Annotated in this window: 14 protein-coding genes; 1 reads left to right on the top strand and 13 read right to left on the bottom strand. The window is 47.2% G+C overall.

Annotated features, from left to right (window positions below; genetic code table 11):
- Window positions 1-51 precede the first annotated feature (51 nt).
- Window positions 52-969 (top strand): metal ABC transporter solute-binding protein, Zn/Mn family, encoded by a 918-nt coding sequence (locus tag KP814_RS05400; RefSeq protein ID WP_216735794.1) that lies wholly within the window; start codon window positions 52-54, stop codon window positions 967-969.
- Window positions 970-1,028: 59 nt separating this feature from the next.
- Here the strand turns inward: KP814_RS05400 and KP814_RS05395 are convergent, their stop codons facing one another.
- The 13 genes from KP814_RS05395 to asnB all read right to left on the bottom strand — a co-directional run bounded on the left by KP814_RS05395 (window position 1,029) and on the right by asnB (window position 17,089).
- Window positions 1,029-2,438, bottom strand: coding sequence for a mannose-1-phosphate guanylyltransferase/mannose-6-phosphate isomerase (locus KP814_RS05395; protein WP_216735793.1), 1,410 nt, complete (start codon window positions 2,436-2,438; stop codon window positions 1,029-1,031).
- 24 nt (window positions 2,439-2,462) lie between these two features.
- Window positions 2,463-3,152: a glycosyltransferase family 2 protein gene (locus tag KP814_RS05390; protein ID WP_371824033.1), complete on the bottom strand. Its 690-nt coding sequence runs from the start codon at window positions 3,150-3,152 to the stop codon at window positions 2,463-2,465.
- Window positions 3,153-3,466: 314 nt separating this feature from the next.
- Window positions 3,467-4,378 (bottom strand): dTDP-4-dehydrorhamnose reductase, encoded by a 912-nt coding sequence (gene rfbD / locus KP814_RS05385; protein ID WP_216735791.1) that lies wholly within the window; start codon window positions 4,376-4,378, stop codon window positions 3,467-3,469.
- Window positions 4,378-4,917, bottom strand: coding sequence for a dTDP-4-dehydrorhamnose 3,5-epimerase (gene rfbC, locus KP814_RS05380; RefSeq protein ID WP_216735790.1), 540 nt, complete (start codon window positions 4,915-4,917; stop codon window positions 4,378-4,380). Before rfbC ends, rfbD begins: the two co-directional genes overlap by 1 nt.
- 10 nt (window positions 4,918-4,927) lie before the next feature.
- Window positions 4,928-5,800, bottom strand: coding sequence for a glucose-1-phosphate thymidylyltransferase RfbA (gene rfbA / locus KP814_RS05375; protein WP_216735789.1), 873 nt, complete (start codon window positions 5,798-5,800; stop codon window positions 4,928-4,930).
- A gap of 81 nt (window positions 5,801-5,881) precedes the next feature.
- On the bottom strand, window positions 5,882-6,946 hold the full coding sequence (gene rfbB / locus KP814_RS05370; RefSeq protein ID WP_216735788.1) for a dTDP-glucose 4,6-dehydratase: 1,065 nt from the start codon (window positions 6,944-6,946) through the stop codon (window positions 5,882-5,884).
- A 172-nt stretch (window positions 6,947-7,118) separates the two neighbouring features.
- Window positions 7,119-9,035: a polysaccharide biosynthesis protein gene (locus tag KP814_RS05365; protein ID WP_371824032.1), complete on the bottom strand. Its 1,917-nt coding sequence runs from the start codon at window positions 9,033-9,035 to the stop codon at window positions 7,119-7,121.
- A gap of 1 nt (window position 9,036) precedes the next feature.
- Window positions 9,037-10,056 carry a glycosyltransferase family 4 protein gene (locus tag KP814_RS05360; protein ID WP_216735787.1) on the bottom strand — a complete coding sequence of 340 codons (1,020 nt, stop codon included), beginning with the start codon at window positions 10,054-10,056 and terminating at the stop codon, window positions 9,037-9,039.
- A 266-nt stretch (window positions 10,057-10,322) separates the two neighbouring features.
- Window positions 10,323-11,252: a ketoacyl-ACP synthase III gene (locus KP814_RS05355; protein WP_216735786.1), complete on the bottom strand. Its 930-nt coding sequence runs from the start codon at window positions 11,250-11,252 to the stop codon at window positions 10,323-10,325.
- 221 nt (window positions 11,253-11,473) lie between these two features.
- Window positions 11,474-12,394, bottom strand: coding sequence for an NAD-dependent epimerase/dehydratase family protein (locus KP814_RS05350; protein ID WP_216735785.1), 921 nt, complete (start codon window positions 12,392-12,394; stop codon window positions 11,474-11,476).
- A gap of 112 nt (window positions 12,395-12,506) precedes the next feature.
- Window positions 12,507-13,562: an MraY family glycosyltransferase gene (locus KP814_RS05345; protein WP_216735784.1), complete on the bottom strand. Its 1,056-nt coding sequence runs from the start codon at window positions 13,560-13,562 to the stop codon at window positions 12,507-12,509.
- Between the two features lie 410 nt (window positions 13,563-13,972).
- Complete coding sequence (locus tag KP814_RS05340) at window positions 13,973-15,079, bottom strand: glycosyltransferase family 4 protein (protein WP_216735783.1); 1,107 nt, start codon at window positions 15,077-15,079, stop codon at window positions 13,973-13,975.
- Between the two features lie 12 nt (window positions 15,080-15,091).
- Window positions 15,092-17,089 (bottom strand): asparagine synthase (glutamine-hydrolyzing), encoded by a 1,998-nt coding sequence (gene asnB, locus KP814_RS05335; protein WP_216735782.1) that lies wholly within the window; start codon window positions 17,087-17,089, stop codon window positions 15,092-15,094.
- Window positions 17,090-17,105 lie beyond the last annotated feature (16 nt).

Genomic DNA, 17,105 nt, shown 5'->3' with positions numbered 1-17,105 from the left:
TATAACCTTTCCAGAAACTCTCAAGGCGTAACGCCGTATCACTCAAAAGTCATGCAGTTAATCATTCGTTCGCTATCGCAATTTTTCCAGGCGCTGTTATTGCTCTGCCTGTTCACCATGCCCGTTCAAGCGGGAGAAAAAATCAAAGTACTCACGTCAATCAAGCCATTGAGCCTGATCGTCAATGAAGCATTCGGCGACGCCGTGCAAGTGGACTATTTGCTCCCACCAATGGCCAGTCCCCACATGTATCAGCTCAAACCCAGCGATGCGCGACGGCTGCAGGCGGCGGACGTGTTTCTATGGGTGGGGCCGGAGCTGGAGCGATTTCTTCCGAAAATCCTGGAGAAATACATACAGCTGGAGAAAGTGGACGCCCTCAGTTATCTCGAGAGCAGCCAGGATACGCTACTGCTGGCGTTTAATCAGTCAAAACACAGCGACTCCCATGATCACAACCACGATGGAGCGCACGACCCTCATGTCTGGCTAAGCGCGAATGTAGCTGGCGCCATCGCCTTGGATCTGGCGGAGACGCTCTCCCGGATAGACCCCATCGGCGCCGATTACCAGGCGCTGGCTAGAAAATATCAAACACAGATGCGGGAGCTGGCTGACGCTTCGCAAATGGCTGCGCAGCAGCTTAATAACAGGAACCTGCTTACCTATCACAATGGGTTTAATTATTTCGCCAATGAGTTAAGTCTGAATGTCGTAGATGTCGTGGCGCTGCAACCCGAAACCTCTCCTGGTGCCCGCCATCTCTCGGATATCAAGGCCAAAGCTATCTCTTTGCAAGCCTGCATCGTGGTCGAGCCACAGTATCGAGCCTCAGCCATAGACCGCTTTTTCACAATCCCCAACCTGGCGATCACTGAAATAGATCCCATGGGAAGCGAATACACAACGTATTCAGACTACTATCGGGGAATGGTGAAGAGAGTGCTGGAATGCCTGAGCAGCCACTGAGCTGCGACTATTGAGTAGATAGTAAAAAAGCGCACCGTCCGGTGCGCTTCAGTCTTGGCTTACGATCGTCCGTACGTATCTTCAAAGCGCACAATGTCATCTTCACCGAGATAACTTCCTGTCTGCACTTCAATGAGCTCAAGCGGAATCACCCCTGGATTCTCCAGGCGATGCACAACGCCCAACGGAATATAGGTAGATTGATCTTCACTCAATAGCATGACTTCATCGCCGCGGGTGACGCTTGCGGTTCCCTTCACTACCACCCAGTGCTCTGCGCGATGATGATGTTTTTGCAGGGAAAGCGTGCCGCCAGGATTCACTACAATGCGTTTCACCTGGAAGCGATCGGATATCGCGATGCCCTCGTAAGTCCCCCAGGGACGGTGCACCTTCTTGTGGAAGCGGTGCTCAGCGCGGTTCTGCTGCTTGACCTGCGCCACCAGCTTCTTAACATCCTGCACACGCTCTTTGTCCGCTACCAGCACCACGTCATCCGTTTCAACAATCACGTGATTTTTCAGGCCAATCGCTGCGATCAGGCGACCTTCGGAATGGATATAAGAGCCTTCCACGTCTTCAGTGATTACATCGCCGCGACACACATTGTCGGATGCGTCTTTATCTTGAATCTCCCACAGCGTCGACCAAGAGCCCACATCGCTCCATCCCGCATCCAGAGGAATCACGACTGCGTCGGACGTCTTTTCCATCACCGCATAGTCAATGGAGTCATCCGGGCAATCAGAGAACGCCTGCTTGTCCACGCGCACAAAGTCCAAATCAGAGGACTTGCTGGCATAAGCTTTAGCACAAGCCTCGTAGATGTCCGCCCGGAACTTTTTCAGCTCTTCCAAGTAACGATCCGCACGGAACATGAACATGCCGCTGTTCCAGAAATAGCTTCCAGAATCCACGTAACTCTTGGCCGTATCCAGATCCGGCTTCTCAACAAACTGCTCCACCGGAGCCCAGTCTTTGTCGCCAACATCCGCTTTGATATACCCGTAACCCGTATGCGGGGAATCCGGTACGATACCAAAGGTCACCAACTTCCCTTGCGCAGCCGCCTGCTCACCTGTGCGCACTGCATCAGCGAATGCTTGCACATTGCGAATAACATGATCCGCTGGCAACACCAACAATACCGCCTGCGCATCCGACGCCAATGCATCCAACGCAGCCAATGCGATAGCCGGCGCAGTATTGCGGGCGCATGGTTCTAAAAGGATATTTTTCTTTGTGGACGGACACTGCACCTGCAATGTAGCCGCCACCAGGAAGCGATGATCTTCGTTGGAGACCACGCTTAAATGAGCGTCACTATCAACCGCCGCCACTCGGGCGATTGTCTCAGCCAACAGACTGCCATCAGCCGCCAAACTTAAAAACTGCTTAGGATAGGTTTCTCTGGATAATGGCCAAAGGCGCGTGCCTGAGCCGCCACAGAGAATGATCGCAGTAAGCATTGCTACTCCCCAAAATTGATAAGGTCAGATCCACTTTAGGCCGTGCTTATGGAAAAATTTAGCAGCAGATACGATAAACATCCTAACGTGCTTCCATCCTTTACGCCCTGCGCCTCCCCCATAATGCTGAATTTTCATTTCCGGCAAATAAACCACTTTACCAACTTTCCCCATCCTCAGCGATAGATCAAAGTCCTCAAAGTATAAAAAAAAGCGCTCGTCAAAACCGCCAATTTTCTTCAAAGCTGAAGTTTGACATAACATAAAGCAGCCGCTGACTATCTCGGGAGAAAAACTGACTCCAGAGTCAGTCTCGTGTCTGTATTCATACTCTGATAGTGCGCGACTAAAACGAGCGTTTAACCACGGCGACTTAATAAACCGAAGAAAAAGGACCAGGAAGGATGGGTAGCGCTTGCATAGGTACTGTATGGGCCCACCAAAAAAATCATACGAAGCTGGAGCCACCAGCGACAGACTTGAGTCGCCCGTCAATTGCTTCAAGCCTCTAGACAGCGCGCCCGAAGCCAGAACAACATCAGGGTTTAGTATAAGATGATATTCTGACTTAATCTTATCTAGAACAATATTATTTCCCTGAGCGTATCCAACATTGCCATGCCCGGAAACAAGCTCCAAAGGAAAAGAACATTTGCTCCCCAAGCTCTGCAAAAAAGATTCTAGCTCCAGAGCATCGCTTTCGGAATTATTCACGACAAAAACTCTGGCGCTAACCCCAAGTAGGCGAATAGACTCCGACAAAGAAATAAGACACTTACCAAGCAATTCATAGTCTGGGTTATATACCACACATGACACAGAAAGGTTGCAAGCATCGCCCTCGGTATTGACACTCCTCATGCGCTTAAAAGCCCTTAACTAATCGCCGCTCAACAACTTAACATATACAAATCTACAGCATACTCAACCACAAGTCCCTCCTGCTTTGAGTACAACAGCAGACATAACTCCTTGCTCAGCAAGCATCGAAACATCAAAAGGGAGGTTAATTAGCGACTGATCAGTGGCTATCTCATCAAGCTTGACACTACATCGGCAATGCATAAGCGACATGAGTATTTCCAGTCAGGCATGCGCACCTGAAAAGCTTCTTCAAATTTTGAGGCGTCCAGTTTGGAGTATGCAGGCCTCTTTGCATCAGTCTTATAAAAGTCAGTGGTTACTTCACTAATTTCATTAACGATCACTCGACCTGCATCATCTCCGAGCTGAGACCTGAACTCTTCAATAAGGTAGCTGGCAAAGCCATGCCACGAGGTCTCCCCCGAAGATGCAAGATTGTAAATACCGGACTTAAATCCGCCATCTTTCATCGCATTAATGGATCTATATGTCGACAACAAAGTCATTTGCGCCAAATCTCGCGCCCAAGTAGGGGCCCCTTTCTGGTCAGACACCACGCTTAAAGACTCTCTGGATTGCGCCAAGTTAAGCATGGTGAGCAGAAAGTTTTTACCCCGCGAGGCATATACCCAGCTGGTCCGGAATATTAGGTAGTCCCCCCCGATTTGCTCGATTAGCTTCTCACCTGAAAGCTTACTCGCACCATAGGAATTTATAGGACAAACTAAGTCAATCTCGGTATATGGCGACCCTTTCTCGCCATTAAAAACATAGTCTGTTGAGTAATGAACAAATAGCGCTCCAAGATTCTTAGCTTCTTCAGCCAGAGTAGCCACCGACTCAGAGTTAACACGCATCGCCCCCGAGACATCCGTTTCAGCCTTATCTACAGCTGTATAGGCAGCGGCGTTTACAATCATGTCAGGCTTAATATCCCTTACCACCGCCCTCAGTGAGCCTGGGTCATTCAAGTCGCATTGACGCCTATCCAGTGCGTGAACCCTTCCAAGCATCGACAAACTTCTGGCCAACTCCCAACCTAACTGGCCAGTTGCGCCGGTCACCATAATTTCCATTAGCTAACCTCGAGGTCACGCAGAGTTGGCAATACCAAGTCCTTTTGCGACAAATTTGGACTATCTATTGGCCAAACTACGCCAATATCTGGATCATTCCAGATTAAACCACCCTCATCAGAAGGGTCGTAATAGTCGGTACACTTGTATTGAAAGTCCGCTGTCTCACTCAAAACACAGAAGCCATGCGCAAACCCAGGAGGCACATAGAACTGAAGATGGTTTTCTCCAGAAAGAATAACACCTTCCCATTGGCCATAGGTGGGCGACCCCTTACGCAGATCTACCGCCACATCGAAGACCTCCCCTTGAGTCACCCTAACCAATTTACCTTGAGGCTTCGATTTTTGAAAATGCAAACCTCGTAATACTCCCCGCCCAGAGCGAGAGTGATTGTCTTGTACAAACGCCAAATCAATACCCGCTTCGTCGCGATATCTAGAGGCCTGATAAGTCTCCATAAAAAAGCCACGATGATCGCCAAATACCTTGGGCTCAATAATTACAACGCCACTCAACTTCGTTTGTATAACTTTCATAACTAATAAATCAAAGCTGCTTTTCGACCAAGTGCATTAAGTATTGCCCATAGCCCGTCTTGGACAACCCACTTGCTTGCTCCAGCAGCCTATCTTTAGACAGCCATCCATTATGAAAAGCAATCTCCTCTAAACAGGCAATTTTAAGGCCTTGTCTGGACTCAATTGTTTTTACAAAATGCGCAGCTTCCAGCAAGCTGTCGTGAGTCCCCGTATCCAACCACGCAAACCCACGCCCAAGTTGAGTAACATTAAGGTCTCCACGCTGCAGATACGCTCTGTTAACAGAAGTGATCTCTAGTTCTCCTCTTTCTGAAGGCCGGACCGACTTTGCGATATCTATAACATCATTATCGTAAAAATATAATCCAGTCACTGCGTAATTTGATTTAGGAATCTCCGGCTTCTCTTCAATTGAAACCGCTCTCCCTTGCTGATCAAACTCAACAACGCCAAACCTCTCAGGGTCATTCACAAAATAACCAAATACCGTGGCGCCCCTATCTTTCTTGGCGGCCATTTTCAACTTATCAGAGAAGTGCTCACCATAGAAAATGTTATCGCCCAACACTAAGCACACACTATCATCGCCGATAAAGTCTTCGCCGATTATGAAAGCCTGAGCCAGCCCATCAGGAGAAGGTTGTTCGGCATACTCAAATGCAACGCCAAAGTCTCCACCGTCACCCAACATCTTTTTAAAATATGGTAAGTCATCTGGGGTTGAAATGATGAGAATTTCCCTTATTCCAGCCAACATTAACACTGAAATCGGGTAATAAATCATCGGTTTGTCGTAGATTGGGAGCAACTGCTTGGAAACCCCCCTTGTAATCGGGTGTAGCCGAGTTCCCGACCCACCTGCCAAAACAATGCCTTTCATCCTAACTATCTATTCCCCCAACATACTCTAAAGAGCATAACAATCTGTCGTAACTCAATGCGGCCACTGAATAGCCCGCGCCTACTGAGCAAGCCCTAACCTTTCACCTTTGTATGAGCCATCCAGAACTCTTTGTGACCACGACCTATTAGACAAATACCACTCCACGGTTTTCCTTAACCCACTTTCAAACGTTTCTGTAGGAGACCAGCCCAATTCTCTTTGGATCTTCGATGCGTCAATAGCATAACGAACATCGTGACCAGGCCGATCTTTTACAAAACTGATCAGCTCTTCGTAGGAGGATACGCCCTGAGGTTTAACAGGAACCAGCTCTTCTAATAGCTGGCAAATAGCCCGCACAACTTCGATGTTCTTTTTCTCGTTATGACCACCAATATTGTATGTCTCCCCAATTCCACCTTCAGTCACAACTTTGTACAAAGCTGCAGCATGGTCCTCAACGAATAGCCAATCCCTTATTTGATCCCCCTGTCCATAAACAGGCAAAGACTTACCTTCCAGCGCATTGAGAATCATGAGAGGTATTAGCTTTTCTGGAAAGTGATAAGGACCATAGTTATTAGAGCAGTTTGTAACAATTACAGGCAGACCATAGGTGCGCCCCCATGCTCTAACTAAATGATCGGAGCTAGCCTTACTTGCTGAGTAGGGTGAACTGGGCGCATATGGCGTGTCTTCGCGAAAAAGGTCTGTAACCCCATCCAAATCGCCAAATACTTCATCAGTAGAGATATGGTGAAAGCGAAATACTTCTTTCCGCTCCACTGGCAACTGAAGCCAATACTTACGAGCTTCTTCCAATAACGTGTAAGTCCCAACAATATTAGTGTGAATAAAATCACCCGGCCCATCGATCGAGCGGTCTACATGCGACTCCGCAGCTAAATGCATAACTGCATCAGGCTTGTATTGCGAGAATACATTCGCTATTGCAGTGCGATCACAAATGTCTGCACGAATAAACTCATAACGATTACTGTCTGCGACATCCACCAAGTTATCTAAATTACCGGCATAGGTTAGCTTATCTATATTTATCACGCTGTCATCAGTGCAATTAATAATATATCTAACTACCGCGGAACCAATAAACCCTGCACCGCCGGTCACTAATATCTTCATACTCTATACTCACAATTAATGGCTCAAGCCATATAGCCAAGCACAATCAAGTTGAGCCTAGCCACTAAAAACCAAAACGTTTTAATCAAATAGCACTGCGGCTAGCGACTAGGTTATTTCTACAGAAATTGCACTTTTTGAGGATACAACCCAATAGACTCTTCCCGCGACCTCACTTAACAAGGCCCACCACATTACCTTGGTATTGAGTCAGTGCAACACTTTTATAGCTTTGTTCCTGCACTGTGTCGCTCTCCACTATTTGATTAAGCAGTTTTTTGACCACCTCTTCCAACTGCGCTTCGCATGCTTTAAGCAAAGCAGCAGCATAGCTTTCCATATTAAAATCTCTCATCTTAGTTTGTCTTGCACGCCAAATCCGGCTGTGAGATGTGCCAAATCCATCTTCCTCATCAAAAAGCTGCTCATGAAGCTTTTCTCCCTGACGAAGCCCGGTGTACACAATCTCTATGTTGCCATCTGGGTTAGCGTCATCCTTAACATCCAAGCCCATAAGATGAACCATTTTATATGCAAGATCCTTTATTTTAATGGGCGTCCCCATGTCCAATACAAACACCTCTCCATCACCGTCAGCCATTCCTCCCGCCTGAATCACCAACTGGGCCGCTTCAGGAATGGTCATGAAAAACCTAGTAACATCAGGGTGAGTCACAGTTACCGGCCCCCCCTTCTTGATCTGGTCCCTAAATAGAGGGACAACAGAGCCAGAGGAACCTAGCACATTACCGAATCTTACAGAGCAAAATGTCGTTTTGGATGGCTTTTCCGCCATTTTCCTCACGATAATCTCTGCTGCACGCTTGGTCTGCCCCATAACATTAACAGGCTTAACAGCTTTATCTGTAGAAATAAGTACAAACTTCTCTACACCGTACGTCTTTGCTGCTAGCGCAGCATAATAGGTGCCTAGCACATTATTTTTTGCGCCCTCAATAGAGTTTCGCTCTACAATGGGCACATGTTTGTAGGCTGCAGCATGATAAAGGGTATGAATACTATAGTTAGCGACTACGCTTCCGATTAAATCCTTATTAGTGACTGACCCTAGAATAGGAATCAAATCCACATTAAGCTTTCTTAGAGCGCAGATTTCCGATAGCGACTTGGTGATTTCATAAAGCGCAAATTCAGATTGCTCCAGAAGAACCAACTTTGTTGGCGACAACCTGACCAGTTGGCGGCACAACTCAGAACCTATTGACCCTCCCGCGCCAGTCACCATAACATTCTTATGCTGAGCGCATGAATGCATCAATTCCATATCCGGCTCGACACAATCTCTCCCCAACAAATCCTCGATCTCTACGCTTCGGAGCTCCTGAATTTTTGACTTACCTTCGATCAAGTCTGTAAAGCTGGGAATTTTAAGAACCTCCACAGGGAATGGCTCCAGAAATCGAAGTATTAAGCGCTTTGTGCTTTGCGGCGCATCACTGATGGCCAGCAAAACCTTCTTAACTTTATAGTCTTTGATAAGCTCATCAAGCTCTGTTGGCGAATACACATGCAGCCCTTGCACGATACTTCGCTGCTTACGCTTGTCGTCATCGACATAAAGCACCGGCTGGTAATCACTACCCTGCGACAAGGCTATGGCCAATTGGACCCCAGCATGTCCAGCGCCATAGATGATAACTTTCTCTTTAGGCTTCACTAATTTATTGTGCAAATATGCTCGCACAAGCATTCTGGACCCACCTACCATCAGGAGAACAAAACACCAGTACATAAAAGGCACTGACCTGGGAATAAACGCCTTAACTAAAAAGCCCATACTTGCCAGCACCAGACCAGAGAAAGAGGCGCCAATAAACACAGCCATCATTGCGTGATTGCTCATAAAGCGAATCACCGCTCGGTACAACCCAAGACGGACAAAAAAGAAAATACTTGCCGTAATGGTAATTCCAAGAACACCAACCTGCTTTACGTCAAAATTAAGGTAGATCTCATCCATTCGCAAACTCATCGCCGCCCAAAAAGCAATCAGAATGAATAGTGAGTCAGTAATTACAGAAAGTATTCGCTTGGTTCGCCTTGAGGCATTCAGCAGTGTTTCCAGCACTTTAACATTCCTCAGCCTTGGAATTTCCAATCAGTCGCCCTCTCGCCATAGCGCAGATCAGCAGAAGAGGAGTATAAGCCGCTACGGCAAAGCCCCACGCCCAATCAGCCACCATGAAAGCGAATAACGCCATGGGAAGCAACCACACAATATTAACGAATATCAATAAATAGTTAACTTTACGATGGTCTCCTAGACGAAGACTCAACAACTGGTACAAATGAGTTCTGTGGGGAAGCCAAACCTTTTCTCCATTTAACAATCGAGCCAGCAAGGTACAGGTCGCATCCGAAATAAACACTCCCATTAGAATAAGATATACCCATACTCCCACTTGGGTTACCTGGGCGCTAACCAACATTCCTGCGCCAAATACCCATCCTAAAGAAATACTCCCTATATCCCCCATAAATATTTTCGCTGGAGCCCAGTTCCAACATAAAAAGCCCATACTTGCCACAACCACTACAAGCATAAACCAAGCCCATATGTATTCACCAGAATATGTATATACACCTACCAAAGACAAAGATACAAATATTGCCTCAGTAGCCGCAATCCCATCGATTCCGTCCATGAAATTATACAGATTTGTAATCCAGACTACTCCGAAGACTGCCAATATGATTGAGACAAAACCAGTAACATGGGCATTCATGCCCAGAATATAATGAAGACTATCAGACACCCCCACAAAGTATACAAGTGCGCATGCGCATACCAGCTGCATCAACAAACGCACTTTAAAACCCAGGCCCTGATGATCATCAACGTAGCTAATTAGCGCCAACAACGCCAACGTACACCACAATACCCATCCGTATTCAACCTCTAAAAAAGGTAGCACTGCCAGGGTACAAAGCACTATTGAGATTCCTCCTCCCCTAGGAGTAGGAACAGTATGGGAGCTTCGCGCTTCAGGGATGTCTAACACTTTCTTTGCTAATGCATACCGCCTAGCCCAACCAGTTAACAAAAAGGAGGCGATACCCAGAATAAGAAGCAAAACCAAAGTATCCAAGACTCATTCCACATTGAGTTTAGAGCAGTGTAAAGGGCCGACTCTCGCTGCATAGGACCACGATGAGTTTTTCAAAGACGGTAAACGCCTCGCGAGCCGCGACCAATTTTAAAGCCTAGACAGAGTAGTTTTCTGCCACAGGGGCTTTAACAGCGGCGCGAAGTTTAACAGGTTTTAATGCGGGCTTACATAAGCGGCGAAACGATAATCACCGCCAAAATGTATCCATCTGTAACAAAAAAATCAGCCATCACTAACGGCGGATATTAGTCATCACAGAGGCGGGATAACACGCAACTCCCCCAAGACAACCCAACGCCAAATCCCGAGACAACCACTTGTCGGGCTTCTTTTTCATTAGCCAGGATCATTGGGATGGATGAGGAAACGGTGTTGCCGTACTGGGCGGCTTCGAAGGGAACTTTGGCGGGATCAAGCTTCATGCGTTTGATAACCATATCAACGATGAACTTGCTTCCTTGATGGAGGATGAATTTATCGATGTCGCCCAAAACAGTATTGTTTTGAGCCAGGGTGGCGTGAATATTTTCAGGAACGACGTTGGCGCAAAAATCGAGTACCGCCCTGCCAGCCATCTCGAATTTACGGTCTTCCGCACGGACGCGAATAGCTGCGTTACGAGTGCCGTCAGTGCCAAAAACACACTTGCCAATCAGCCACTTTGGCTTATCGCTGAACAAAGTGACGGTAGCTGCATCGCCGAATAGGAGGGAAGTATTCTTGTCGGACATATCGATTATTTTCGAATAAGGGTCCGCAGTGATAAGAACGCCTTTTTTGTAGCCATTGGCGTCCATAAAGGCCTTCATAATGGAAATGCTGTAAACATATCCCGAGCAGGCAAGAGAGATGTCAAAGCAAGCGCAGTGCACTGGCAACTCGAGCTTACCATGCACGATGGCCGAAGTATGAGGAACTCCGTAGGCGTCGGGGTTTTGCGTACAGACTACAAGGCACTCAATATCGCTGGCAAGCGGACCAAGCTCTTCTTCCAGACGTCGAAACGCCTTCACGCACATGTCAGAGGTTTCTTCCCCCTCTCCTTTCACTGCCAAATACCGCATCCCGGTCTTTTCGGTCAGAAAGGTCTCGTTGACGTTAAACTGCTCCTGACGCTCCAGATTGTTAACTCGTCCCTCTGGCAAATACGTACTGATGTGCTCGATGCCGATCATAAATAAACCGTTAAATAGCAAAACCGCATTTTCGGGGGCCCTTCACCCGAAACACGGCTTTTTGTAATTCTTTGATGGGACCGGCATTCAACTGAGAGTCGCCAGCGCCTTTACCTCAAAAGGTAAGTGCTTAGCGAGGAAAGATAAATTCGACCTTTTTCTATAAGAGGCAGCCGCAACTCAGTTTCTGACTGCATCAGCCAACATAATTAGCATCCGGTTCAACGTATTCCCGGAGCTGGTCGCCAATCTAACTCCGACATCGTGGCGGAGCAGTCGACTTCCAAGCTGCCAAAGAGCTTTTCCTTGATCCCCAACTTATCAAGCACATAGAACATGAGCGATTTGAACGGCTTGGGAAGATTGAAAACACGTCCATTAATATCCATTGAGCGGCACAAAGAAAGGTAAATCTGACTGGTAGACACTGAATAGCCATCGGAAACCAGCCAAAGTTTTCCCGCTCCGGGAGCGACGGAGGGCGCCTCCGCACAGCGCAAGATGACGTCGACCAAGTTTTCGCGACTGATTAAACTACGACGATTCTCCACTCCGGCTAAGGGCAGCGGCGCTCGCAGCCGCGCTAATTTTTCCAATATAGCCAGGTTTCCTTTGGCCCCATCGCCATAAACCAAAGGAGGACGAATGATGTCAAAAGACATTGTGGACCCAGCAGAAACTTCACGCAGGGCCTGCTCCCCCTCCCACTTGGATAAGGCATAAGGAGATGAGGGATTTGGAGAGTCGCAGGAAGTAAACGGTTGACCAGGGGAAGTCCCCTCCCCATTAACTTTGATCGTGCTTAAATATATAAATTTCTTAACGCTGGATTTAACAGCCCATTGCGCAAGTTTTTTAGTCGCATCAGTGTTTGCGGCGCGGAATTCGGCCAATGGATCGATTGCGTCGTCTTTTACTTGATGAACCCGGGCCGCGCAGTGAACAAGAACATCCACCTCGCGCAACAGATCAATCCAACGTTCACTTTCATAGGCAGGAGACAACTCGATTTTGCCAGGAAATGGCGGTGAGCACTGACCAGCTTTTCGGGAAGTACCAATGACAAAATACCCCCGCGACGCAGCTTCAGCAGCTAATGCGGAGCCAACAAACCCCGTACAGCCGGTTATTAAGATTTTCATTACTAATGCTTAGTTATCTATTTCACTTCCTCCTATTATATCTCGCAACGCTACACATTATTAGCCACCCAGACACAGCTGACCAAATAGCAAGCCACTCTATTTTTCTCAACTAAGCACTCTGATTGACGCGCTTATTATCAAGCGAGTTCACAGCAAGACTGTACGCAATAAACGCCAGGATAAATAATGGAAACATTAAATATTCAGGAATATCCGCCACTTCTCCTGCGACGCCAAATGCGACCAACGCAAAGTGTCCGCCAACAATGAGAAAGACAACTCGACTGATTGAAACGCCATGGTCCAAAAGAATATGGTGGATATGGTCTCTGCCAGCTGTAAATGGAGAGCGCCTAAATTTAACTCTTCTCGCCATAACTCGGCAGGTGTCGAACAAAGGAACTGAGAATACCCATAACGCCGTGACAGGCCTCAATACCTGATGGTCTCCCTGCGACAGGTCAATAGAAAACCACGCAATCGAAAAGCCAAGAAACATACTTCCGGCGTCTCCCATGAACACCCGAGCCCTCGGTTGTCCTGGGCCCCGCATATTAAAATATAGAAAGGCTGCAATAACACTTATATATAAAAGCAGTATGCCTGATTTAAACAGGCCATCCCCTCCCAACAAGCTCAGAACATAAAATCCCATAAAGGTGACAAGACTGACTCCACCCGCCAAGCCATCAACCCCATCAGCCATGTTGAGGGCATTGATGACGCCAACTACGCAGAACACCGTTACAGGCAAAGCCATCACTCCCAGTGTGATTTCACCCAGCCCGACAAGGTTACCCATGCTATGTAGAGAGACACCGCCAAAAATCATCATAACGAGAGACGCTGCGGTCTGAGCCGCAAATCGAGTCTTTACGCCCAGTTCATTTAAATCGTCCAGAATACCCGTAGTTAAGATAATGACTAAGGCGACAATTAAGAGTAGAAAATATTCGTTTCCATGAGTGAGAATGACGCCGCTGACACAAAAACCAAAAAACATGGCGACGCCGCCTATCAAGGGTACTTTGCCGTCATGAGACTTACGCCCTCCCGGCACATCAACCAGTTCCAGCTTCTGCGACATCGGGATTAAAATTTTGTGTAGTACAATTGTCCCTACCAACACCAAACTGTAGAAAGCCAACTGAAATAACGCGTCCATACACCCTTCTTATTCTTCGAGTAAAACCAGTTAATGGTGCTCTGGTCTAGCCAGAGGTGAGTAAAACAGCTAATAGTCCGCCACCGCGCATGAAGCACGAACGTCAAAGAGCTGGTACTACTTAACAACTGGGCTTTTCCGGCTACTTAACTTACATTGCGCAAGTCGACACTCCAGTCCGGAACTTTTGTCTCCCCCAATACGCCTCCATTGGGGCGACAGGGGGGAAACCTTCTCCTATAACGACACCATCTGGCTCAAGCCCTCAGTGATGGGAATCGTATTATTCAGCTTAGACGCTTTCTATTTTTTTGCTTAAACTTTTTAAGGCTTGGGGAGTGTTTTAGGACCATCAAACATCAGCGCCCATCCTATGCTCCCTAACATGGGCCAACATAAGCGTTTTTTCTTCAACATACAGATTCAACGCACTCTAACGCCCTATTAATGACATAGACCTCAGAAAATGCTTTCTCTACTCTCCTTCGCGCGGCAGCCCCCATCATAGAGAGACTGCTTCGTTCAAGCTCAATGACTTCAAGCATTCTTCTCGTTAAATCAGAGGCATTCTGAGGCTGGCAGTGAAATCCGGTTACACCGGCCTCTACCGACTGCCTGCATCCTGGCGCGTCAGTTACTATAGCCGCCCTTCCCATACTTGCGGCCTCTAGAACAACCCGCGGCATACCTTCTCGATAAGAGGGCAGCACCACCACATGCGCCTGGCTAATTAGCGGCCTGACATCCTCTTGGTATCCCAAGTATTCGACCCACTCCTTCCGCACCCACTCAGCAATCTCTTCCTCTGCGATAGCCGTCTTATTGCTGACTCCCATTGGCCCTACCAATAAGCACCTAACATCTGGATACTTTTCTCTGACGACTTTGGAAGCCGCTACATACTCGCGAACACCTTTATCTGCAATCAGACGCGCTATCATCAAGAATACGATTGGGCCGTCAGGTAGAGGGGAAAAGTAGAATTCATCCGTGTTTACGCCAGACCCCGGCAAAATATCGACACTTTGCCGCCGGATGAGATTCAGACGCTCAAATAGACTTTTGTCGTCTTCATTTTGAAAGAAAACTCTATGCGCCCCCTTATTGGAAAACCCAAGTAGTTTTCTTGCCACTCGATACACAAATGAATCATGAATAAATGCAGTGCCAAGGCCAGATATATTATTCGAGTAGAGAATCCCCATACTCCTACACGCCAGCCCACTATACAGATTCATTTTAGGCGTAAAGTTAAATACATAGTCGGGTCTTATACGCTTTATCGCCTGGTATAGTTCACAAATAACACTAAACTCTTTAAGAGGGTTGACACTTTTTCCATCCATTCTTATGTCAACAAACTCAGCGCCCAAATCCACCAGCATTTTCGAATAGTCATCACGGGGAGCCAAACAATAAACCGCCCCTCCTTCCTCCAGCAGCCGACTTATCGTAGAGCGCCTAAACTTAAATAAGTACCAGGAAGTATTAGAGCAAAATATTATTCTTCTATTCATGTCCGTATTCCTTTACGCGTTGGTTTCCACCTCTCTCCCATATTCCTTGGAACTGCTGGCGAAACTGTCATCTATTGAAAAGCGCCATGCCTGGAACATAAGCACCCCCCACATTTCATACCACCAATTCCGCTTTCCTGTCACATGTTCCTTCCACTTCTCCCTGACAGCGTCAACATTCCAACAACCCGGAGCTGCCAATGCCGCATGAGATAAAAGTGACTCAGCCCAGTCCCTCAAATCCTTTCTTAACCACTCTGCGATCGGCACGCCAAACCCAGTTTTTGGGCGTTCAATAAGCTGTTCGGGCACATGTCTGTATAACACCTGTCGTAAAATCCATTTCCCTTTTCCATCCCTCACTTTAAGCGCCGCCGGAAGACGCCATGCAAACTGAGTGACACGGTGATCCAAGAAAGGCACTCTGGTTTCCAAACTGACAGCCATTGCGGCACGATCTACTTTGGTCAAGATGTCGTCTCTTAGATAACTAAGCTGATCCATCAACATCATTTGTTCGCTAAAATCCGACAACGCACCCCAAACACTAGACTCATTCAGCACCGTAGAAAGTTCACAGCCTCCCGCTACCAGAGAGTCCGGCTTTTTGCATTGAGATACGAGATAGTGATAAACATCAAAATGATTTTTAGAGCCAAGAACGCCTGCAAGCTTGTGCAGTTTATCGCCAGGATGCGATTGTTTGAACCGCGCTGGCGTCAATGGACTTAACGCGTCAGCGATACTATTCCAACGCTCAACAGATACACCACTAATTAAAGACTGGGCAGCCAACCGAGCCGGCAACGGAATATTTCGCATTGCTCGCCAAATGCTCGTCGCCCAGGAATATCGGGTATATCCGCCAAAAAGCTCGTCGCCCCCATCGCCAGAGAGAGCAACAGTTACATGCTGGCGAGCCAACTGCGAAACAATATATGTAGGTATCTGCGATACATCAGCAAACGGCTCATCATATATTAAAGGTAGTTCGGGGATAATCGACTGCGCCATCTCGGGCGTAACATAGAGCTCCGTATGCTCGGTATTCAGATACGACGCCACTTCTTTCGCGAATTGCGCTTCGTTATATTCATCCTCATGAAAGCCGATAGAAAATGTCCTGACCTTTCTGGAGCTTTGCTTCTGCATCAACGCAACAATTGTTGAGGAGTCAACGCCGCCAGAGAGAAATGCGCCAAGAGGCACATCCGCTATCATCTTGTCGCTAATAGTATCCAGCAACACCTGCTCCAGCTTTTCTATGGCGCGATGATCGTCGCCTGAAAATGAGTCTCGAGGTGAATTAGCGTCGTCCACCGCAGACCAGTAGTTGATACACTCAGGCTCAAGAAAATTATCTCCTTTAAAGACGATATACGTTCCCGGAACTGCTTTCCTAAACCCTTTATAGATACAATAAGGCGTAGGCACATAATTGAACCTCAAATAGGTCGACAGGACATCTTTATCTATATCGTTATTAAAGCAAGGGTGCGCCCGAATAGCTTTTAACTCGGAGGAAAATAATAAAACGCCTTGACTCACTCCATAGTACAGGGGCTTTTCACCAAATCGATCGCGCATCAGATACAACTTTTTCTCGAAGTTATCCCATAACGCAATAGCAAACATTCCCACCATTGCCTTTAATGCTTCCTTGACCCCCTTCTGCTCAAATAATGCAAGGATAACTTCAGTATCAGAATGGCCATAAAATTTATACCCTGAACTCTCCAATTCAGCTCGCAAAGAAAGGAAGTTATAAACTTCACCATTAAAAATAATTGTGTAGCGCCCGCTTGGTGATTTCATCGGCTGATGGCCTAATTCAGATAAGTCCTGAATAGACAATCTTTGGTGCGCGAATCCAAGACCAGCAACAGGATCATGCCATAAGCCAAAATCATCAGGGCCACGATGACGTATAGCATTCGCCATACTACGCAGTACGCTTTCTGGATTTTTAGTTGTCGCTCTTGCGTCCCAAAAGCCAGCTATGCCACACACCAAACACCCCCTTAAA

This window comes from Hahella sp. HN01 (genome assembly GCF_018986435.1).
Classification (GTDB): Bacteria; Pseudomonadota; Gammaproteobacteria; order Pseudomonadales; family Oleiphilaceae; genus Hahella.
This window is presented reverse-complemented; position numbering and strand designations above follow the sequence as displayed.